Raw genomic sequence first — 20,537 nt, 5'->3', positions numbered from 1 at the left:
GAGGAGAGCGGGCCATGAGTACGGGCACAGCGGTTCCCCGCGAGAACACGGACACCGCGTTGTCACTGCGGGGCATATGCAAGCACTTCGGCGCGGTCGCCGCGCTCACCGACATCGACCTCGATGTCGCGGCCGGCGAGGTGGTGGCCATCGTCGGGGACAACGGGGCCGGCAAGTCCACGCTCGTGAAAGTCCTTTCCGGAGTGTACGCGGCCGACTCGGGGAAGATCTTCTTTCACGGCGACGAGGTCTTTATGGGCTCGCCCGCCGAGGCCCACGCCATGGGAATAGCCACGGTCTTCCAGGACCTGGCGCTGTGCGAGAACCTCGACGTCAAGGCGAACCTGTTCCTGGGCCAGGAACTCCGGCCGTGGATGCTGGACGAGGTCGTCATGGAGAAGCGCTCGTGGGAACTGCTGCGCGAGCTGTCGGCGAAGATCCCGTCACTCGACGTGCCGGTGGCCGCTCTCTCGGGCGGCCAGCGGCAGACGGTCGCCATCGCGCGGTCACTGCTCAGCAGCCCCAAGGTCGTCCTGCTCGACGAACCGACGGCGGCCCTGGGCGTCGCACAGACGGCCGAGGTGCTGAACCTGGTCGAGCGGCTCAAGGACAACGGACTCGGCGTGGTGATGATCAGCCACAACATGGAGGACGTCCGGGCGGTCGCCGACCGTGTCGCCGTCCTCAGGCTGGGCCGCAACAACGGCGTGTTCGACGCCAGGGACGTCTCGTCCGAGGAGATCGTCGCCGCGATCACCGGCGCGGCCGACAACGTGGTGTCACGGCGGGCCGCCCGCCACACGCTCGCCCAGCGGGAAGAGAAGGAACAGCCGTGAGTACTACTGAGGACAATCGGGTGGCGCCGCCCGCCGATCTGCGAGACGAGCGTCTCGCGACCCCGCGGGACATCGCCGACCACGTTCGGGCGGGAGTGCGCCGGGTCCGGGACGGAGACCTGGGCGCGCTGCCCGTCATCGCTGGCATCGTGGTGATCTGGACCATCTTCCAGGTGCTGAACCCCACGTTCCTGTCCAGCACCAACCTGGTGAACCTGTCCTTCGACATGGTTCCCATCGGCGTCATCGCGCTGGGGATCGTGTGCGTCCTGCTGGTCGGCCAGATCGACCTCTCCGTGGGATCGGTCAGCGGCCTGTCGGGGGCGATCACCGCCGTCGTGATGGTCCGGTTCGAGCAGCCGACCTGGCTGGCCGTCCTCGCGGCCGTGGCCGCCAGCTGCCTGATCGGGTGGCTCTACGGCCAGGGATTCAACCGCGTCGGGGTGCCCAGCTTCGTGGTCACCCTGGCCGGTCTGCTGGCCTTCCTCGGGGTGCAACTGCTGGTGCTGCAGGGCGAGAACGCGATCAACCTCCCCTTCGACTCCACCCTCGTCAAGTTCGCGCAGCTGTGGTTCGTCCCCGACTGGCTGGCCTACACGCTGGCAGTGGCGGCCGGAACGGGGTTCTCCGCCGCCGGATGGGTGCGCGCCCGTACGCGGCGCCGCGCGGGACTCTCGGCGCAGTCGCCGCAGTGGCTCGTCGCGAAGTCGCTGCTGCTGCTGGCCGCACTGCTGTTCATGGTCTCCTACCTGTGCCGCACCCGTGGCGTCGCCTGGATGTTCGTCCTCTTCGTCGCCCTGGTGCTGACGCTGAACTATGTGCTCACCCGGACCAAGTACGGGCGGTCCGTCTACGCGGTCGGCGGCAATGCTGAGGCCGCCCGCAGGGCGGGTATCAACGTGCGGCGCGTGTACACGTCGGTGTTCGTCATCTGTTCTGGCCTGGCCGCGCTCGGCGGAGTCCTGGCCGCGTCGCGGCTCGCCGCGGCGAACCAGAGCGCCGGCGGCGGAGACGTCAATCTCAACGCCATCGCCGCGGCGGTGATCGGCGGCACGAGCCTGTTCGGCGGCCGCGGCTCGGCCTTCGCCGCCCTGCTCGGCACCCTCGTCATCCAGTCGATCTCCAGTGGTCTCACCCTGCTCAACCTCGACTCGTCCTACCGGTTCGTGATCACCGGCTTGGTCCTGTTCATCGCCGTAGGCCTGGATGCCGTAGCCCGCCGGTCGCGGCAGGCACACGGCCGGGGGTGAAACGGATGACCGCGATCGCCATCGACGCGGGCACCATCACCATCGAAGCGGTGGGATACGGCGACGACGGAACGGAGCTGGCGGTGAGCCGTCGGCCCACCCGGGTCGCTCGGCCCACCCAGGCTGGGCCGAGCAGGACATGGCCGAGGTGTGGGACGCGGTGTGCGAGGCCGTCCGGGAGGTCGTCGCCGCACTCCCGGACGGTACCGGACATGGTTGCCCTCACCGCCCAGGGCGACGGTGCCTGGATAGTCGACGGCCGGGGCGGCCCACTGCTCCCGCGGTGCTGTGGCACGACGGCCGGGCGGTGGCCCAGGTCAGCGTGTGGGAGCAGGACGGGGTGGTGGCGGGCGCAGGTCGCACAGGGTAGTCGGCCACAACGGTCTCGTCCTCAAGCGCCGGACGGGCTGTTGTGGCCGACTCGGGTTCGAGCGGGGGACGGCCGGCGAGCGTCCCCGCATGGCCCGGCGGGCGCGGAGCGGTCAGCGCACCGTCAGGCGCCGCAGGCGTGACACCGCCGCATGCGCCGACCCGTCGACCTCGAGGCTGACGTAGCGGGCCGTCTCGCAGGCGGTCAGCCGGCGCACGCGGCCCCGGCCGGTGAGGGTCCTGGCGTCCCGGTAGGTGATGCCGTCCGTGCTGAAACCGGCCTTCGCGCCCGGCGCCGCGCCCGCCGTCCACTCGGTCTCCACCAGGCGGACCGGGCGGACCGCGCCGAGGTCCACCACCATGCGGCCGCGCGTGCCCGGCTTCCACGCCGTGTGGGCGTCGCCGTCCACCGCCGCCGCGGGGTCGGACATGCCCTCCGGCAGCGGGCTCGTGGGAAAGACGGTCCTGCCAAGGGCCAGGTCGTCGTGCGGGTGGGCGGCCGCGCCGTCCAGGACGACGGTGATCGTCCGGCCCGCTCTGACGACGGCGACCCTGCTGCGCCCCTGGGCCCGGACGCGCAGGGCGCAGGAGGCCCCGGACAGGCGCACGGTCGCGCCGTCGACGACCTGGACTCGCAGGCCCGACGGCAGGCGTCGGCTCGTGAGGGGGGTGAGCGTGAAGCGCGGGGCCAGCACGACCGCCGTGGCGGCGGGCAGCGCGGCCTCGAAGGACGTGCCGTCGGCGGTCAGCCTCTGCGTGCCCTCGAAGACCACCGTGTCCGTGCCGGTGCGCGGGATCGTGATCCGCGTCCTGACGGACTCGCCGGAGAGGTTGAACAGGGTCAGGTGCCCGTCCGTCAGCGTCGTGCGCACCTCGGTGGCCTCCGCCGTGGGTGCGGTCCCCCGGGCGATCGCGCGCAGCTTCCCGGCCGACGTGCCGGGGAAGCCCTCGACGAGGAGAGGTACCGTCGGGCCGTCGCCGAGGACGATCTTGTCGTCGTAGACGCCGATCGGGTTCCGGCCCTCACGCACCACGAGCCCGGCGCGTCCCTCGACGTCGAGCCAGCCGCCGCGGCTGCTCACCGCCGGCCTCGGCCCGGTCGCCAGGTCCCTCCAGTCCCGGCCGTCCGCGGAGCCCTGGATGCGGTAGGCGCGGCCGGCCGCCGATTCCCAGCGCAGGGTGACCCGTTCGATCCGGCGCTCGACGCCGAGGTCGACGGCCAGCCAGCTGTCGGCGCGCGGACGGTCGGCCCTCGACACCGCCCAGCGGGTGGCCGCCTCGCCGTCGACCGCGAGCGGTGCGCCCTTCCCGGCGTCGGCCGACGAGGCGGTGGCGGACCCGCCGCGCGCGAGGTCCGCGCCCTGGGCGCCGTCGCGCACCTCGAAGGCGTACAGGGAGTACCCGTAGGCCGGGTCGGGCCGCACGCCGAGCATGCGAACGTGGCGCACCGTCGTGGGTGTGAAGCCGAGGTCGTCGACCCGTCCGGCGGGTGTGTCGGTGGAGGTGTCACGGGCGCGGACGGTCGCCTCGCCCTCCTCGAAGCGGTAGGTGCGCGCGCCGTCGAGCCCCGGCATACCGGGCATCGTCAGGTTGTGCACGTCTAGGTGGCCCTCCGCGTCGGCGGTGCCGCTGCTCGCGTAGACGACGGCGCCCGTCGGGAGCGTCGCGAACCCGGCCCAGCCGCCGTCGAGGCGCAGGAGCGTCGCGCTGCCGTCGAAGCCGTCGCACAGGGACTCGTACACGCGCACGGTACGGCCCTGGACCTTCGCGGCGGTGGCGGGCAGGAACATCGGGGTCGCGCCGCTGAGCCGGAACAGCCAGTCGTCGTGCCCCGGCTGCCAGGCGAACTTCACGAACCCGGGCTTCGTCACGGCACCGGCCCACGCGGTTCGCGACTGGTGCGACACCAGTCCGGGCCCGGTCCCGAAGTCCGTGACACCGGAGGCCTGCGCGAACAGTTCCTCGCGCGACAGCGCCTTGACGGGCGGCCCGGACGCCGCCGCCCACACGTGCAGCAGGTAGCTGATCGCGATCTCGGCGCGTGCCTCCGGCTCGTACTTCGGCTCCCCCGAGAACTTCGCCATCCGGTGCTCGGGCGGGTACTGCTGGTACGCCTCCAGCCGCGACACCAGCTCCTGCTCCGCGCGCGCCGCGGCCCGGTCGCGCATCACCTGGGAGAGGAAGGCGAGCGGGATGACGTCCCTGCCGTAGAGGTGCTCGCGGTCGTTGACCATCGGCATCAGCGGTTCACCCGCGTCGCTCATGACGCCCAGCAGCGTGCGCCACAGCGGCTGGGCGTTCGGCTGCCGTGCGAGGACCTGCGGGAGGGGGCGTCCGGCGGCAAGGAAGTGCGCGGCGTTGCGGCCGGAGGTGCGCCACAGCTCCTCTTGGTAGTGCGGGCCGAAGGAGCCGTGGTTCTCGACGATGAAGGTGTCGTACAGGTTGCGGGCGGTGTTCTCGGAGACGGCGACGCCGTCCACGCGGGCGGGGTTGGCGAGGTCGGCGGGCGGCAGCCCCGCCTCGTTGCGCGACCAGATGCCGTACCACGTGGCCCAGTCGGCGGCGCGGCGGTCGTCGTGGGCCCACGCGAGCGCCGGTGCGAGGGTCTGCGCGTACAGGCCCATCTCTTCCAGCTTGGTGTCGCCGACGTGTCCGCCGCTCAGGCCGTTCGGCGTCCAGTCGCCCGAGGCGGGGTCGTCGCCGCTGCCCAACGACACGGTGTAGGCGGCCTGTTCGCGGACGATGGTCTCGACGTTCTTCTGCGTCGCGGTGTCGAGGTCCTTCCACAGCAGCCGGGCGGCGAGGACGAAGTACGACTGGAAGGTGGTGTCGAAGAAGAGCGTGCGGCCCCACTCGTTGCCGCCGGTGAGCCGGTTCGACGCGGCGAAGTGACGGATAGTGGCGAGCGTGCGCCGCTTGAGGGTCTCCCGGTCGGTGCCCGCGCGCGCCGCGTCGTAGGTGCCGTGGGTGAGCAGGACCGCGTGGCCGAGGACCACGGCGAACCCGAAGTCCTTGGCCCGGTAGTGGCCCTGGGCCTCGTCCCACTGCGTCTCGGACCACCGGGTGTGGTCCAGGAGCACCCGCAGGTAGGTGGCCGCGACGGCGCCGGGCAGCGTGTCCGTGCGGCCGTGCGCCGCGTGGGCGCTCGCGGCTCCGGTGAGCGGGGGCAGGGCAGCCAGCGCGCCCGTGAGACCGGCGAGGTGCAGGAAGCGGCGGCGGTCGAAGGGCAGGGATTGGTGTGACACGGAGCGACACCTCGGAGACTGGACAACGTTGTCAGAGCAAAGGTGCCGCATATTCTTCGGCGGTCCCGGTCTGCGCGTCAACGGGTGTGACGTCAGCCATTCACCGGTTTTCGCGGGGTGCCGTCCGTGCGACCGGCGTGTTCCGGGCAGGCCTCGTCGACCGGTGGGGCAGGGCCGCCCACCGGCCGTGCCGGGGGTCCTGCAGCGGTCCGGGCCGCTGCCCGCGTCACAGCCGAACCCTGAGCCACCTCAGCTTCGCCGCCGCCTGGTACGGCCCGCCGCCCTCGTGGGCCCAGGCGTTGAAGGCCGCGAACACGGTGGAGGGCTGGCACGTCTGGTCCTCAGGGGCGGTGGAGAAGAGCGCGGGTGCCCGGCCGCGAGCGGCGAAGTGGACACCGTCGAAGCAGGAGAGCGTGCGCAGCGCTTCCTCGGTGCGACCGCGATGCGTGCGGAGGAACAGGCCGATCTCCTGGTATGGGCCCGAGTCCGTCAGGGTGACGGCGCGCGGGACGTCGCACAGGAACGGCACGTCCGGGGCGACCGCCAGCAGGTCGGGGACCAGCGCTCCCACCGCGATGGAGATTGTGGGTGCCGAAAACCTCATCCGTAGGCTGTGAACCGCAGGGTTAAGGATGCGCCTGAGAGTCACCGGGCTGGTACGCCGGGATGATCCATCACGCTGCGCCGACTCCTCTACCTCACGCTTACCAACGCGTTCGCTCTCCTACGGCTGCTGCCGATGAGCGACACCGACAAGAACGTCGAGACTCTCACCCTGCACCACCAACTGACCGTCCTTCAACGCCAGGTCGCGCACTCGTGGCCCTCGCGCCTGTGCCCCGCCGATCGACCATCCAGACAAGTGCCGGCTTGACGATCCTCCTCAGTCATTGCACCAGCCAGTTCTGGGCACGGGAGAAATCCTGGTGCCCCGCATCGACGGCGGACTTCGGTGAGTCTGCCTCAGGGGCGAGCCGAGAGACCGGTTTGTCCCATTCGCCGTCGCCGAGGATCAGGACCGGGTCGAACATGACGACAACCCCGGCCAGGATCAGGAAGATGACAGGGCCCAGCAGCATGGGCAGCAGGAGCGAGACTCCAGACGGGCCGTCGGCCGCCTGCGCCGGGCCGGTGTGGAGGTGGATGCTCATGGCGGCCATGCCGGTGTAGTGCATACCGGAGATCGCCAGGCCCATAACAAGGCTGGCGCCGAGGGACCGCAGGAAGCCGCGGACGGAGACTGCGGCCCACAGCGCTGCCGTCGCGGCGACGAGGGCGATGACCACCGACAGGGCCACGGTGAGCTTGTCGTAGCGGATGTCGCCGTTGAGCCGCATCGCGGACATCCCGAGATAGTGCATGGCGGCGACGCCCAGCCCGGTGATGCCGCCAGCCAGAGTGAGGGTGGCCGGGGCGGCACCGCGGTAGCCGACGATCAACACGCCCGCCGAGACCACCACGATCGCAACCACCAGACTGAGCACAGTCAGCGGAACGTCATAGGTGATGGGCGTCTGGCGCACGGAGAAACCAGTCATGGCGATAAAGTGCATCGTCCAGATGCCGCAGCCCAGAGAGACGGCCCCCAGGGCGAGCCACCCCAGCCTCCATCCGGGGGCGCGGTGCACTGTGCGCACCACGCAGCGCAGCCCCAGGGCCGATCCCAGGCAGGCCATCACGTAGGCGGCCACCGGCGTGACCAGTCCGTAGCTGAAACCGTCGATCGCGCCGTTCATCCACGCCCTCCCCTATTTCCGTAGTTGAGACATTGAGGCTGTCCTCAGCCACAGGCAGCAAGCCCTTACCGCTAGTAGCAGTTGAGCCTTACACGATCGTTATTGGCGTCATATGACCACTGAAAGTGCCGGTGGTCTTTACTCAATCTGGCAGCGACGAACTGCACACATGGCTACGACAGAATCGCCTAAAGACACACGAGCCTGCGGGTGCCGATACATCATCCACGCAGGTCGGGAGCCTGATCACGGCTCTTCGGCTCTCCTCGACATTCGCCCCAAGTGCCTTCACCCGCAAAGGTGCGCGATCTTGGTGGTTAATTCCAACTCCTATGCTATGAGGTGGAGTTGGAGTCGGGCGAGGTGGCTGTGGTTGGCGCGGTCGAGGGGGTGGCCGTTCCACCAGGCATGGAGTCGGATGAGGTTGAGGGCGGTGGTGCTGGTGGCGTGGTCGAGGTGTGTCTTGGCAAGGCCGCGGTAGCGGGCTCGGCGCAGGCCGGTGGTGTGGGTCGCCTGGCGGATGGCGCCCTCGACCCCGGCGCGGAGTGCATAGTCGCGCTGCCAGGTTCCGTCCTGTTGCTGGGCGCGGGCGGTGCGGATGGCCTCGGTGAGCTCACGCGGGTAGAGGCTGAGCCGGCGGCCCTTTCGTGAATTGGTGCACTGCTCCTTGACCGGGCAGGGGATGCATTCCAGGGCGGCGAAGGCGACGACGGTCTTGGGCACGCCCTCCTGGACGACGTCGTTCCAGGTGGCGCTGATCTTTCCGGTCGGACAGACGGCTCGTTTACGATCCCAGTCGATGGTGAAGTCGTGTGCGGTGAAGCCCTGTTGGGCCTTGGCCTGGCGGGAGGTGTCGAGCAGGACCGGGGTGACCAAGGCGATGCCGTAGTCCTTGGCGGACGAAACGATCAGATCGGCGCTGGGGTAGCCGGAGTCGAGGTAGTGCCGGGCAGGCAGCAGGTGGCGGCGGCGAAGGGCCTGGTGGATCGTGTCCAGGGCTTTGCTGTCCGGCAGGGTGGAACAGGTGGTCGTGACGTTGGTGATCAGGTTCGGGCGGGTCGGCCGGTCGCCGTCGGCCTGCGGGTGGCAGGTCTGTGAGACGTGCAGCTTGTAGCCGTTCCAGAACAGGTCACGCTTGGCGGACCAGCGAGTGTCGGTGTCGTAGGGGGAGGCCAGGCGGGCCGGGGCGGGCGGCAGGCCGTCGCCGCCGTCCTCGGTGCGCTCGCGCTGCCGGATCCGCAGCCTGCCGGCCCGGTCGGTGGTGCGGGTGTGGTTCTGCACCAGCACGCACCGTAGGGTCTGCACTGCGGGCAGCTCGCGCAGCCACCCCGGCGAGGCGGGGGCGTAGACGGCTTGCAGCAGCGTGTAGCCGTCGGCGGCGTAGGCGAGCGCGAGTTCGTGCTGCTTGGTCTTGGAGGCAGGCAGTCGCCAGTTGTCGATCCGGTCCGCGTAGCGGTGGCTCCAGTCCTCTACCACCAGCACCTCATCGACCCATTCGGGGCATGCGGCGGCCAGCGCGTTCAGGGCCGCGCGGACGCTCTCGCCGACCAGCTCGAGTCGGTTCAGATCGCGCACCGCGGCAACGATGTGCGTGGAGTCGGTGCGCTGGCTGCCGGCCGCCCGCACCAGATCCAGGGTGTGCAGGCGCTCCAGCAACAGGTCCAGCACACGTTCCTCCAGGCCGTGGGCGACAACACGGGAGCGGAACTCTGCGGTCGCCGCCGCCGCGAAGGACCAGGACATCGTCGTCAGCGCTGTCGGCGGCGGTGACGGCCCCGGCCACATCGCCACCATCAAGCCTGCCGCCGTCGCCCTCACCGAAGGACTGCGGACCCTCGGCGGGCAGGCACCCCGCCTGATCACCGTCGGCGGCGCCGGCTCCCTGCGCACCCCCGACGGCAAGCAGGTGTGGGACGCCCCGGGCCTGCCCGACTTCCTGCTGCAGATCATGCACGCCCACGGCGACGCCCTCGACTACTACCGGACCGTCACCGACGTCGACTGGACCAACATCAGCCCCGCGGCCATGATCGAGCCCGGCACCCGCACCGGCAGCTACCGCACCGCCCTGGACGACCTCATCACCGACGACGACGGCAACAGCACCATCACCGTGGAGGACTACGCGGTCGCCCTCCTCGACGAGATCGAGCAGCCCAGCCACCGCCGGCAGCGCTTCGCCGTCGGCTACTGACCGACAGGCGCACAGGCTTTTCGGCCCGCCACTTCCCCGCGGCCCGCCACTTCCCCGCGGCCTGAGGACCCCCGGAGGTCCGGCGCGAGCACCTACCGCCGAAGATCCCCGCCGCCGCCCTCACCGAGTTCCAGGGCACGGGGCACCTCTCCCCGCTAGAGGTACCCGATCAAATTGCCCCATCCATCAACAAGCCGTTTCCCGTCCAGCAAGGAGTCAGACCTGATGAACACGCCGATTGCCTCCAACGAGCACCCCCGAGGTACCGCCACCCCGCAGGAGCACGCCCAGCTCTTCGTGCGCTACATCGAGGAGCGCGATCTGGACGGCCTCGTCTCGCTGTATGAGCCCAAGGCACTCGTCCAGAACGAACCGGGCACCGCACTGACCGGCACGGACGCCATCCGCGTAGGCCTGGGCCAGCTCCTCGACTCTCAGGCCCAGGTGAAGCTTGCCCTGCGTAAGATCCACATCGTGGATGACATCGCGCTTGTCTCGCACGACGTGACCACTACCGCGCCGGACGGCACCACCCACCAGACCGTCAGCACCGAGGTCCAGCGTCGGCAGGCCAACGGCCGATGGCTGCACGTCGTCGACGACCTCTTCTTCGGCTGACCCGCAGCGCCATCTTCACTGGGGTGGGAGCCCGCTCTGAACTCCGGTTGGCTCTCTGCTTAGTCGGGTAGCAGGCTCATGGCAACGTGACCCGGCTACCCGACTTATTCGTGGTCGGTGGAGAGGGCGACGTGCCGCCAGGCGTCCATCTCCTTGCGGAAGGTGTCCAGCTTGGCGTCGAAGGCTTGCAGGGTGTCGGCTCCGAGCTGGAGGCGTAGGGGCGGCTCGGGGGCGGCCGCCATCTCCACGATGGCGCGGGCGGCCTTGGCCGGGTCGCCGGGCTGGGCGTGGTTGAGCCCCGTAGCGGCTTCACGCATGGTGCCGACGGTGGCCGCGTAGTCGTCGATCACGTCGGTGTCGGTGTGCAGGCTGGCCGGGTCGAGGAAGTCGGTGCGGAAGAAGCCCGGCTCCACGAGCGTCACGTGGACGCCGAGGGGCGCCAGTTCGGCGTGGAGGGTCTCGGTGAATCCCTCGACGGCGAACTTCGTGGAGGCGTAGATGCCCCAGCCCGGCGCGGTGGCGAAGCCCACGATGGAGCTGATGTTGATGACGTGCCCGGAACGCAGGCGCCGCAGTAGCGGTAGCACGGCGCGCTGGACGGCGAGGGGACCGAACACGTTGGTCTCGTACACCGCGCGCACCGCGGCGTCGTCGGACTCTTCCACGGCGGCGAGCAGGCCGGTGCCGGCGTTGTTGACCAGGACGTCGATGCGTCCGAACCGTTCGACTGCTGCGTCGACAGCCGCCTGGATGCTCTCGGGGTCGGTGACGTCCAACGGCACGGCCAGCAGCGCATCACCGGCGTCGGGGAGCTGCTCGCGGACGGCTTCCGCGTTCCGTGCGGTTGCCGCCACCTGATGTCCTGCCGCGAGCGCCGCGCGCGTGATTTCCAGGCCGAATCCACGGGACGATCCTGTGATGAACCAAACACTCATTGTTTTCTCCTGCGTTTCAGGCGGTGTGTGAGTCGTAGAACGCCCGGTTCCGGGCGACGAAGCTCTCGACATCGAGGGGGTCGGTGCCGCCGATCTTCTTCACGAGGTCGTTGGTGCCGGCGAAGACGCCGTTGCGGTAGTCGACCGCGACGGCGAGAAGGTGCTGGATCAGGTGCTCCGGCGCTCCGCGGTTTTCGAGGATGGTCCTGAACTCGTCGAGACTGATGGGCACGTAGGTGACCTGACGGCCGAGCGCCTTCGACATCTTCTCGGCGATCTCGTGGTGGTTGAGCTCCACCGGCCCGTACAGCGGGTAGATCTTGCCGACGTGCGGGGCGGGGTCCTCCAGGATGGCCGCGATCACCCTTGCCTGGTCACTGGCAGCGATCGGGGCATGGCGTCCGTCGGCGAAAGGAAACCGCAGCTCGCCACTCCCGTCCCACATGTTGATCAGCCACTGGGCGAAGAAGGTCGGACGGATGTGGGTGGCGGCCACCGGGAAGCGGTCCAGCACACGCTCCGCGACCCAGTGCTGGCGTGCCGCGTTGCTGGCGGAATCGCGGCGGGCGGAGACTTGCGACATGTTCACGATCGCCTGCACCCCGTTCTCCTCCGCCGCCAGGGCCACGTTCGCCGTGGCGTCCATCAGGCCAGGAAGGATCGGATAGGTGAAGTACAGGGCATCGATCCCCTTCGTCGCCTCCGCCAAGGAGTCGAGGTCCTGGACATCGCCTTCCACAAGCTCTGCCCCGAGGCCGGCAAGCCTCTCGGCACGTTCGTCGATCCGGCGGACGAGCGCGCGGACGTGGTGGCCGCGCTGAAGCAGCAGTTCGGCGGTGTGGCCACCGGTCTTGCCGGTCGCCCCAATCACGAGCAGATTGCGTTCCATGAGGGTGATTTCCTTTTTCCGGGCACAGCCCCCTCCGCGTAGGGACGAAGGAGCTGTGCCAGGCCGACGGGCCGTCTCAGTGCGAGGTGCATCGGAGGCAGACCCTGGGCGGTCTTGCTGGCTAATCCATTCGCGGCCAGTGGACAGCGCCGGTCGCATCAGGAAGTTGATCTACTGACGGTCCTGAGGGTTCAGGCGGTGTGCAGGTCGAAGGCCGCCCGGTTCTGGGCGACGAAGCTCTCGACATCGAGGGGGTCAGTGCCGCCGATCTTCTTCACGAGGTCGTTCGTGCCGGCGAAGACGCCGTTGCGGTAGTCGACCGCGACGGCGAGAAGGTGCTGGATCAGGTGCTCCGGCGCTCCGCGGTTTTCGAGGATGGTCCTGAACTCGTCGAGGTCGATGGGCACGTAGGTGACCTGACGGCCGAGTGCCTTCGACATCTTCTCGGCGATCTCGTGGTGGTTGAGCTCCACCGGCCCGTACAGCGGGTAGATCTTGCCGACGTGCGGGGCGGGGTCCTCCAGGATGGCCGCGATCACCTTTGCCTGGTCGCTTTCAGCGATCGGGGCATGGCGTCCGTCCGCGAAGGGCAGGCGCAGTTCGCCGGTCCCGTCGGCCCAGGTATCGATCAGCCACTGGGCGAAGAAGGTCGGACGGATGTGGGTGGCGGCCACCGGGAAGCGGTCCAGCACACGCTCCGCGACCCAGTGCTGGCGTGCCGCGTTGCTGGCGGAATCGCGGCGGGCGGAGACTTGCGACATGTTCACGATCGCCTGCACCCCGTTCTCCTCCGCCGCCAGGGCCACGTTCGCCGTGGCGTCCATCAGGCCAGGAAGGATCGGATAGGTGAAGTACAGGGCATCGATCCCCTTCGTCGCCTCCGCCAAGGAGTTGAGGTCGAGGACGTCGCCTTCCACGATCTGCGCCCCGAGGCCGGCAAGCCTCTCGGAGCGCTCATCGACTCGGCGGACGAGCGCGCGGACGTGGTGGCCGCGCTGAAGCAGCAGTTCGGCAGTGTGGCCACCGGTCTTACCGGTCGCCCCGATCACCAGAAGATTGCGTTCCATCATGATGGCTTTCCGTTTCCATAGAAGTGTCGGTGTGGGGAAGTGGGCCCTTTGAGCGGGTGCCGCGCGGGCTCAGGGAGAGGTCGTGCGATGTCCGTCGGGCAGGCGGAACAGTTCGAAGAACAGCCGGGCGGTGTCAGACTCGCCGTCCACGACGAGTCGTCCTGAGGCCACCGCGTCATCGACGGCGACCTGCCCCTTCGCAAGGGCGTAGAACGTTTCCTTGTCGCAGATCAGGCGCAGATTGGGCGTCACCGGCGCCGGGCCGGTCTCCACCCGTACGTGCTCGCCGTCGCCCTGCAGCCACAGCGTCTCCTCGCCGACCACCAACTCTGTGAGCGTGTCGAAGTGCGCCGCCTCTCCCGGAGCTGTAAGGCGCATCGCCACCACGGACCAGGCGGCGCGATCGGTGTAGCCGGGCGGCGGGTCTCCCAGACCTGCGCCCCACTCGGCGAGGCCGGCGAGGACGGGCATCAACGCTTCGCCCCGGCCGGTCAGTTCATAGGCGGCGACGCGGCCCGGGCCCGGCAGCGTGGTGCGACGCAGCACGTCATGTTGTTCGAGGTGCTTGAGGCGTGCGGCCAAAAGGCTGGTCCCCATGCCCGGCAGGGCCGACAGGAGGTCTCCGTAGCGGCGGGGCCCCAGTGCAAGCTCCCGCACGATCAGCAGTGTCCACCTCTCACCCAGCACATCAAGCGAGCGGGCGATGAAACAGGTCTGTTCGTAGGAGCGGCTCATCCTGCCGCCTCGGCCGGCGACGTCGCCAAGCGCGCGGAAGGCGTCGGCATCGCGGCGGGTACAGGAGCGGACAGGCTGACCCTGCCCAGCAGGTCAGGGATGACTCGCTGCACCTGCACCCGCTGTACGTCGAGTTCGCCGCCGCGTCGGCCCGCTGGCTCGGACGCGAACTCGGCCATCCGGGCGGCAGCGCGGCGTGCTTCGGCGCTGTCTGCTACGCCGTTCACCAGATAGAAGTGCTCAATGATCACTCCCACCGCAGAACGGCGGCGGAATCCGACCATCCACTTATTATCACTCATCGACCTTCTCCTTCGGTCGCGCCCACGTGCCTGGAACCAGAGACTGATGGCGCTACTTCTAGAACATGTAGTTGTTGCTACTTCTTTTAGAACTAGCGCGAGGCCGAGAACCTTCCCGGTACGGCTGACAAATTTCGGTGCGCCTCAGGGACAAGCGGAAGCGAGGGGTTCGCGATCGGGCGGCCCCGGCTCTCCGGCCCGCACCAGGCCCTCTTGCACCCCGATGGCCCGCGTTCAGTTGGCGCCGACTGCTGGTGACCCCGCGCGGTTGGGAGGAGGCCCTGCTGTCAGGACGCGCGGCGGGGGTGGAGGGCGAGCAGGGCGACGCCCGCGGTCAGGCCCGCGCCGGCCTGGACCCACCAGGCATGGTCGAATCCCGTGAGCGTGGGCTGGGCCGTGAGGGCGACGAGCACAGCCACGCCGACGGCGCTGCCGATCTGCCGGCTCATGTTGAGCACGGCGCTGCCGGTGGTGGCGCGTTCGGGTGCGAGGGTGCCGGCGGCGGCGAACATCGGCGCCTGGGCCAGGCCGCCGGCCAGGCCCACCAGGATGAGGCCCGGGAACATGCCGCTCCAGTAGTCGGGGGTGGTGTGCACGGTCGCGAGCCAGTAACCGGCGGCGAGCGCCATGGCGATGGTGCCGGTGACGGCGGGGACGATGCGCCCGAAGCGGCGCTGGATGGGACCTGCGTTCATCGCGAAGGCGATCGAGGCCAGGGGCGCCGGGGCGATGGACACACCTGCGCGCAGCGGGCTGAAGTGCCAGACCTCCTGCATGAACATGGCGGTGCTGAGCAGGACGATGGCGAAGCCGACGTAGAACAGGAACAGGGCCGCGGTAGCGGCGGTGAACGGCCTGCTGGTGAACAGCTGCTTCTCGATCACCGGCGCCTTGGCACGCAGGGTTCGCTCGATGGTCGCGGCCCCGGCCAGGACGGCGGCGGCGAACAGTGCCAGGGTGCGTGCGTCGGTCCAGCCCCACCCGGATCCCTGGACGGTGGCGAGCACCAGCAGGCTCACGGCCAGCAGGAGTGTGACGGCGGAGACGGGATCCGGCACAGGAGCGCCCTTGGGCTGGCGCACCTCGGGCAGGAGCAGCGCGCCGGCGACGAGGGTGGCGATCCCGATGGGAACGTTGATCAGGAAGATCCACCGCCAGTCGAGGCTGACCAGCAGCCCGCCGACGGGTGGGCCGGCCGAGGCCGCGATCGCGCCCACGCCGGCCCACAGGCCGACCACGAGGGTGTGCTGCCGCTTGGGGAAGCTCGGGTAGAGCAGACCGAGCGAGGTCGGCACGATCATCGCCGCGCCGACAGCCTGGACCGCGCGGGCACCGACCAGCACGCCGAGATTCGGCGCGGCAGCCGCGACGGCGGAGCTGAGGGTGAACACCCCCACCCCGCTGAGCAGCACCTTCTTGCGCCCCCACTGGTCCGCGATCCGGCCCGCGGGTACGAGTACGGCAGCGAACACGATCGCGTAGGCCGACAGAACCCACGACACGCCGGCAACGCTCGAACCCGGGAACGACCTGCCGATCCCGTCGAGGGCGACGTTGACGACGAAGAAGTCGAGCTGTGCCATGAACGCGACCGCGCCGAGCACCGCCATGATGCCCCAGCGGCGCGGGTGGCCCGTCTCGGTGGCGGCCGGGGTCGGGACGGCGTGCGGCGCCAGAGCGGCCGCCTGCAGTGAAGCCTGTGTGGACATCCCGTCCGCTCCTTACAGAGAAATGGGCTTGAGAGCCCTTTTTGAGTCCACCCCCATGAGACGTCCAAAAAAATGGGCTGTCAAGCCCTTTCTCGTGGTAAGGTTGCCGCCATGAGTACCACCAGCGATGCGCCGGCCAGGAAGCTGACCCCCAAGGGCCTGGCCACGCGCGAGCGCATCGTCAAGGCGGCCGCCGAGCTGATCTACGAACACGGGGTGCAGAACACCAACAACGAGCAGATCCGCGCGGCCGCCGGGGTCAGCGGCTCCCAGTTGACCCGCCACTTCCCCGCCAAGGAGTCCCTGGTGCGCGCGGTGCTCGCCTGGCGCGCCGACGGCATCCTCGCCCGTCATCAGTCACCCGAGCTGGGCGAGCTGGACAGCTTCGCCGCCCTGCGCCTGTGGGCCGACTCCTACATCGCTTCGCGGGAGGCGTTGCGCGGCGGGTGTATTTTCGGCTCCCTGGCCGCCGAGGTCGTCAAGGCCGAACCTTCCCACCGCGACGCGGTGACCGACGGCTTCGAACGGTGGCAGGAGCTGTTCCGGTCCGGCCTGAGCAAGATGCGCGAGCGCGGCGAGCTGCGGCCGGAGGCGGACCCGGTCGCGCTCACTCACCTGCTCGCGGCTGCGTTCCAGGGCGGAATGCTGCTGGACCAGGCCGCTGGCGAGTCCACGCCGCTGCGCGACGCGCTGTACGGGGCCCTGGCCTACATCGAGTCATTCGCCGCCGAGCGCTAACCGTTCTGACCGGGCAAACGTCGGATGGACCAAGGCCGGCGGCGTGGGTGCCGAAAACCTCATCCGTAGGCTGTGACCCGCAGGGTTAAGGATGCGCCTGAGAGTCACCGGGCTGGTACGCCGGGATGATCCGTCATGCTGCGGCGACTCCTCTACCTCACGCTTACCAACGCGTTCACTCTCCTACGGCTGCTGCCGATGAGCGACACCGACAAGAACGTCGAGACTCTCACCCTGCACCACCAACTGGCCGTCCTTCAACGCCAGGTCGCCAAACCCCGGCTCACTCCGCCCGACCGCACATTCCCCGCCGCCCTGCTCCACCGACTCCCCCGCACCACACTCCCGCGACTTCATCTGATCGTCTCCCCCGACACGGCCCTCCGCCGGCACCGCAACCTCCCACCCCACCGCAGGCTGGACCACACAACTCGCCCGGAACCTCGCCATGGACCTCCACAACGCCGACGCGACGGTGAAATACCTGATCCGTGACCGCGACAGCAGACACACGGACGCCTTCGACGCCGTACTCGAAGACGAGAGCGTCGCCATCATCAAGACAGGTATCCGCGTAGCCAGGTATCCGCGTACCCCGCATGAACGCAGTGATGGAGCGCTGGATCCGTTCCTGCAGAACAGAACACCTCGACCGCACACTCATCTGGAACCAAGCGCACCTCCTCCACGCCCTCCGCGCATACGAGACCTTCTACAACCAGCACCGGCCCCACCGCACCCTCCACGCCGCAGCACCCCTGCGCCCACTCCCCCATCCCCTCACCAATCCCGAACAGCTCAACCACCTCGACATCCAGCGGAAGGACCAACTCGGCGGCACTCTCCACACCTATGAACATGCTTCCCAATCTGGAAGTCAAGCCGCATGAGGGGCCGGAGGAGGTGTGACTTGGTAGCACCGCCGGTCACGGATCAGAGCCCAGAAGACGTTGACGCGACGGCGGGCGAGGGCCAACACGGCCTGGATGTGACGTTTGCCCTCGGCTCGCTTCCTGTCGTAGAAGCGGCGCGAGTTGGGGTCACAGCGGATGCTGATGAGTGCGGAGGTGTAGAAGACGCGTTGCAGCCGCCGATGGTATCGCTGTGGCCGGTGCAGATTGCCGCTGACCTGCCCGGAGTCACGCGGGGCAGGGGCGACGCCAGCGAAGGCCGCGAGCCGGTCCGGGGAGGGGAAGGCGTCCAGGCTGCCCCCGATACCGGCCAGGAACTCGGCGCCCAGGATCGCTCCGACGCCGGGTATCGACAAGATCACCTCGGCGAGTTCGTGCTCGCGAAACCGGCCCTCGATGAGTTTGTCGGTCTCGGTGATCTTCTCGTTGAGGGCCATCACCTCCTTCGCGAGGGTGTGCACCATCTTGGCGATGGCCTGCTCACCCGCAACGGCGGCGTGCTGGCGCCCGGCGGCCTCGACCGCCTTCGATGCGAACGCTTCGGGACCGCGGACCTTCCGGTTGCGCAACCACGTCGTCAGGCGCCGGGTGCCTGTCCGGCGGATCGCGGCGGGAGTCTGGTAGCCGCTCAGCAGGATCAAAGGACCGGTGCTTCCGCCGAGGTCGACAGCCCGCTCCAGGGCCGGGAACATGCTGGTCAGCAGGGACCGGAGCCGGTTGATGGTGCGCGTGCGGTCTCCGACCAGGTCGATGCGGCGGTCGGTCAGCAACCGCAGCTCGATGCCGGCTTCGTCGCCAGGCCGGATCGGCTCCAGGTCCCGCCGCATGCGGGCCTGATCGGCGATCACCCCTGCATCGCGGGCGTCGGTCTTGCCAGCACCGCGGTAGCTGTCGGTGGCCCGGTTGACTGCGATGCCGGGGATGTAGACGAGCTCCTGGCCATGGTTGACCAGCAGGGCGATCAGCAGAGCAGGCTCACCGCCTGTCATATCCAGGGCCCAGGTCACCTGGTCACCCCCTGCCAGGTCCAGGACGTCGCCGAGGAGCTTCAGCAGCTCCGGCTCGTCGTTGGCCACTCGCCGCGACAGCAGCGTGTCACCCTCGGCATCCAGGACCAGGCAGTGGTGGTGGGTCTTCCCGCAGTCGGTCCCCACCCATATCCGGCTCATCGTGCTCCAGTCGTTCGTACTCGTCTTGCACACCACGGACGACCTCGCCGGCATTGCTCTACACAGCGACCTGTTCGCACTTCCCAATCGGCGGCCGAGTCGTCGTGGGGAGCCGGGCGGCGAAGCATGCTGAGCCATGGTCGGCAGCCACCTGAAAGCCACACCCAGCTCCCTGGGCACCCTCACCCTACGAATGGGAGGACCAACCCAATCAAGAAGGTAGAGCCACCTGACCAGCTCGGATGTAATAATCGGCACCCACAGTGCAGAACTCGCAGCGTGCGCAGGCCGTGCTTTCCGGACTAACAACGACTTCTTAGCCGTTGTAACTGAACAGTTCAGTCGGTGTCCGTCGCGGCGAGTACGGCGATACGGCGGCCGTCGGGGGAGATGGCGACGATGCCGTAGTCGTCAAGGTCGTTGTGGAACCATTCGGTGTCGGCCTCGAACCGGTACCAGGTACAGGCCCGGGCCAGCTCCTCGACCTCGGAAGCGCTTGCCTCGGGGTACTCGGCTCCGCAGAGCCCCGCGAGGGAGAGCCACGCGCTGAAACGCCCCCAGGCACCGTGGACGCCCGCCGAGCCGACTCCGCCGGCCGAGGCGGTCATGAACAACGTCAGCCAGACCGAGTCGAGCGTGCACGCCTCACCCTCGAACCGGTCCTGCTCACCCAGCCCTCGCAAGCAGTCCAACGGCAACGTGGCCACGACTCCCGGCAGATTCTCCGGGGCAACGGGCTCGTCCAGGACGAAGACCCGAGCTTCGTGGTTGCACCATCTGCCGTCCCTGGCCGGCCTGCCGATCAGGTCGACCAGATGCGCGGGCGTGGCCTCCCGAATGCGGTGGGCCACGCCGACCCGACGTGCAGCCATATCGACAGGCGTCGGCGATTTCATCGTCGGGACGGTTCCGGAGGCGCCTCCTCGATAGCGACGGCTCGGCAACCACGCCCTCAGGTCCGGCCCCTCCATCTCCGAGAGCCGGGCCGGCAACCAGGAAAGGCCGCTCCAGTGGAACGGGCGGAAATCGGGGCGCCGAGTGGCGTGGGGGACCAGCTTGTCGGGGTCTGCCCCGCGCAAGAGCAACTCGTGGAAGAGACAGGCCCGTAGCTCATGGTGCTCTTCGCCTTCCGGGTGCCGGAGGACGTACAGCGCGTCGTCGAGGGACTGCGCCTCCGCAATCAGCGACGCGAGCAGGCGCTCGTCGCTGGCACCCGAGTACCGCACCTGACGGCTCAGGGCCAGAAGTCGCTCCATGAACGGTCGCCCCGGAGTGAGAGCCAGGACCCGCTGCACGAACGTGAGGTCGCGATGCAGCGCCCTCAGCCGTTCCTCGATCTGCTGAGCCTCCGCAGCGAGCGCCTCACCGACCGCGCCGATCCGCTCAGCCTCCCCACCGTTGGCCCACGCCTCGATGGTGATCCAGGGGTACTGCTTACCGGCGTCCCCTCCCACCATGTCTACGCTCGCCATGTGCCGCCTTCCCCCGTGAGCCGTACTCCGAAACTGATCATCTGCGAGAGTAGAAGGCAGGGAACCCTGGTGCGACGTCTCATTTCGATGTCCAGCCTAGGACGAGACTGTAGGGGCTATTCATCGACCCATCCGGCGGTGTTCGAGTAGGACTCGTAGGAGTAGTGGGTGCTGCGATCCCACTCCTCACCGGTGATGCGTCTGTATGCCTCAGCATCTGCGCGGGTCAACGGCCCGCCGCCGCCGATCGCGGCAGGTCACGGGGCTCTCTGCTCCTCTTCCGGGACAACTGTCCAGGACCGCACTCTGACCGTGTGCGCCGACACTCTTCTTCGGCGGCTTACCGTAAAGAGCCACGC

At 69.0% G+C, this 20,537-nt stretch carries 18 protein-coding genes and 1 pseudogene; 7 read left to right on the top strand and 12 right to left on the bottom strand.

The window, feature by feature from the left end; all coding sequences use genetic code 11:
• Positions 1-14: 14 nt before the first annotated feature.
• Positions 15-836, top strand: a complete 822-nt coding sequence (locus ACWY4P_RS47590; RefSeq protein WP_456207029.1) for an ATP-binding cassette domain-containing protein — start codon at positions 15-17, stop codon at positions 834-836.
• Positions 833-2,086 (top strand): sugar ABC transporter permease, encoded by a 1,254-nt coding sequence (locus ACWY4P_RS47585; RefSeq protein ID WP_456207028.1) that lies wholly within the window; start codon positions 833-835, stop codon positions 2,084-2,086. The genes ACWY4P_RS47590 and ACWY4P_RS47585 overlap by 4 nt, the downstream gene beginning before the upstream one ends.
• 482 nt (positions 2,087-2,568) lie before the next feature.
• Here the strand turns inward: ACWY4P_RS47585 and ACWY4P_RS47580 are convergent, their stop codons facing one another.
• The 4 genes and pseudogenes from ACWY4P_RS47580 to ACWY4P_RS47565 form a co-directional block, all read right to left on the bottom strand.
• The gene (locus ACWY4P_RS47580) at positions 2,569-5,700 is read right to left on the bottom strand and encodes a discoidin domain-containing protein (protein ID WP_456207027.1); all 3,132 of its coding nucleotides are present in this window, start codon (positions 5,698-5,700) and stop codon (positions 2,569-2,571) included.
• A gap of 226 nt (positions 5,701-5,926) precedes the next feature.
• Positions 5,927-6,283, bottom strand: a pseudogene (locus ACWY4P_RS47575) (acetylxylan esterase); the annotation flags it as partial.
• 304 nt (positions 6,284-6,587) lie between these two features.
• The gene (locus ACWY4P_RS47570; RefSeq protein WP_456207026.1) at positions 6,588-7,436 is read right to left on the bottom strand and encodes an MHYT domain-containing protein; all 849 of its coding nucleotides are present in this window, start codon (positions 7,434-7,436) and stop codon (positions 6,588-6,590) included.
• A 330-nt stretch (positions 7,437-7,766) separates the two neighbouring features.
• Positions 7,767-9,104 (bottom strand): transposase, encoded by a 1,338-nt coding sequence (locus tag ACWY4P_RS47565; protein WP_456207025.1) that lies wholly within the window; start codon positions 9,102-9,104, stop codon positions 7,767-7,769.
• Here ACWY4P_RS47565 and ACWY4P_RS47560 point away from each other — a divergent pair.
• A complete protein-coding gene (locus ACWY4P_RS47560; RefSeq protein ID WP_456207024.1) occupies positions 9,073-9,630 on the top strand; it encodes an NAD(P)-dependent oxidoreductase in 558 nt (185 codons plus the stop codon). The two genes, ACWY4P_RS47565 and ACWY4P_RS47560, sit on opposite strands and share 32 nt — an antisense overlap.
• 225 nt (positions 9,631-9,855) lie before the next feature.
• Positions 9,856-10,248 carry a YybH family protein gene (locus ACWY4P_RS47555; RefSeq protein WP_456207023.1) on the top strand — a complete coding sequence of 131 codons (393 nt, stop codon included), beginning with the start codon at positions 9,856-9,858 and terminating at the stop codon, positions 10,246-10,248.
• Positions 10,249-10,352: 104 nt separating this feature from the next.
• On the opposite strand, the gene ACWY4P_RS47550 is transcribed toward ACWY4P_RS47555, so the two are convergent.
• The 6 genes from ACWY4P_RS47550 to ACWY4P_RS47525 form a co-directional block, all read right to left on the bottom strand.
• On the bottom strand, positions 10,353-11,183 hold the full coding sequence (locus tag ACWY4P_RS47550; protein ID WP_456207022.1) for an oxidoreductase: 831 nt from the start codon (positions 11,181-11,183) through the stop codon (positions 10,353-10,355).
• Positions 11,184-11,199: 16 nt separating this feature from the next.
• On the bottom strand, positions 11,200-12,072 hold the full coding sequence (locus ACWY4P_RS47545) for an NmrA family NAD(P)-binding protein (protein WP_456207021.1): 873 nt from the start codon (positions 12,070-12,072) through the stop codon (positions 11,200-11,202).
• Positions 12,073-12,263: 191 nt separating this feature from the next.
• A complete protein-coding gene (locus ACWY4P_RS47540; protein ID WP_456207020.1) occupies positions 12,264-13,142 on the bottom strand; it encodes an NmrA family NAD(P)-binding protein in 879 nt (292 codons plus the stop codon).
• 69 nt (positions 13,143-13,211) lie between these two features.
• On the bottom strand, positions 13,212-13,877 hold the full coding sequence (locus ACWY4P_RS47535; protein WP_456207019.1) for a winged helix-turn-helix transcriptional regulator: 666 nt from the start codon (positions 13,875-13,877) through the stop codon (positions 13,212-13,214).
• Positions 13,874-14,161, bottom strand: coding sequence for a hypothetical protein (locus tag ACWY4P_RS47530; RefSeq protein WP_456207018.1), 288 nt, complete (start codon positions 14,159-14,161; stop codon positions 13,874-13,876). Before ACWY4P_RS47530 ends, ACWY4P_RS47535 begins: the two co-directional genes overlap by 4 nt.
• A gap of 305 nt (positions 14,162-14,466) precedes the next feature.
• A complete protein-coding gene (locus ACWY4P_RS47525; RefSeq protein WP_456207017.1) occupies positions 14,467-15,888 on the bottom strand; it encodes an MFS transporter in 1,422 nt (473 codons plus the stop codon).
• 111 nt (positions 15,889-15,999) lie between these two features.
• Between ACWY4P_RS47525 and ACWY4P_RS47520 the strand changes: the two genes are divergently transcribed.
• The 3 genes from ACWY4P_RS47520 (at position 16,000) to ACWY4P_RS47510 (ending at position 17,516) form a co-directional block, all read left to right on the top strand.
• Positions 16,000-16,626, top strand: coding sequence for a TetR/AcrR family transcriptional regulator (locus tag ACWY4P_RS47520; protein ID WP_456207016.1), 627 nt, complete (start codon positions 16,000-16,002; stop codon positions 16,624-16,626).
• Positions 16,627-16,761: 135 nt separating this feature from the next.
• A complete protein-coding gene (locus tag ACWY4P_RS47515) occupies positions 16,762-17,121 on the top strand; it encodes a hypothetical protein (RefSeq protein WP_456207015.1) in 360 nt (119 codons plus the stop codon).
• Between the two features lie 104 nt (positions 17,122-17,225).
• Complete coding sequence (locus ACWY4P_RS47510; RefSeq protein WP_456207014.1) at positions 17,226-17,516, top strand: integrase core domain-containing protein; 291 nt, start codon at positions 17,226-17,228, stop codon at positions 17,514-17,516.
• On the opposite strand, the gene ACWY4P_RS47505 is transcribed toward ACWY4P_RS47510, so the two are convergent.
• On the bottom strand, positions 17,504-18,706 hold the full coding sequence (locus ACWY4P_RS47505) for an IS110 family RNA-guided transposase (RefSeq protein ID WP_456207013.1): 1,203 nt from the start codon (positions 18,704-18,706) through the stop codon (positions 17,504-17,506). The genes ACWY4P_RS47510 and ACWY4P_RS47505 overlap by 13 nt on opposite strands.
• Positions 18,707-19,044: 338 nt before the next feature.
• On the bottom strand, positions 19,045-20,178 hold the full coding sequence (locus tag ACWY4P_RS47500) for a DUF6183 family protein (protein ID WP_456207012.1): 1,134 nt from the start codon (positions 20,176-20,178) through the stop codon (positions 19,045-19,047).
• Positions 20,179-20,537 lie beyond the last annotated feature (359 nt).

The sequence above is a fragment of the Streptomyces sp. LZ34 genome (assembly GCF_053890475.1).
This window is presented reverse-complemented; position numbering and strand designations above follow the sequence as displayed.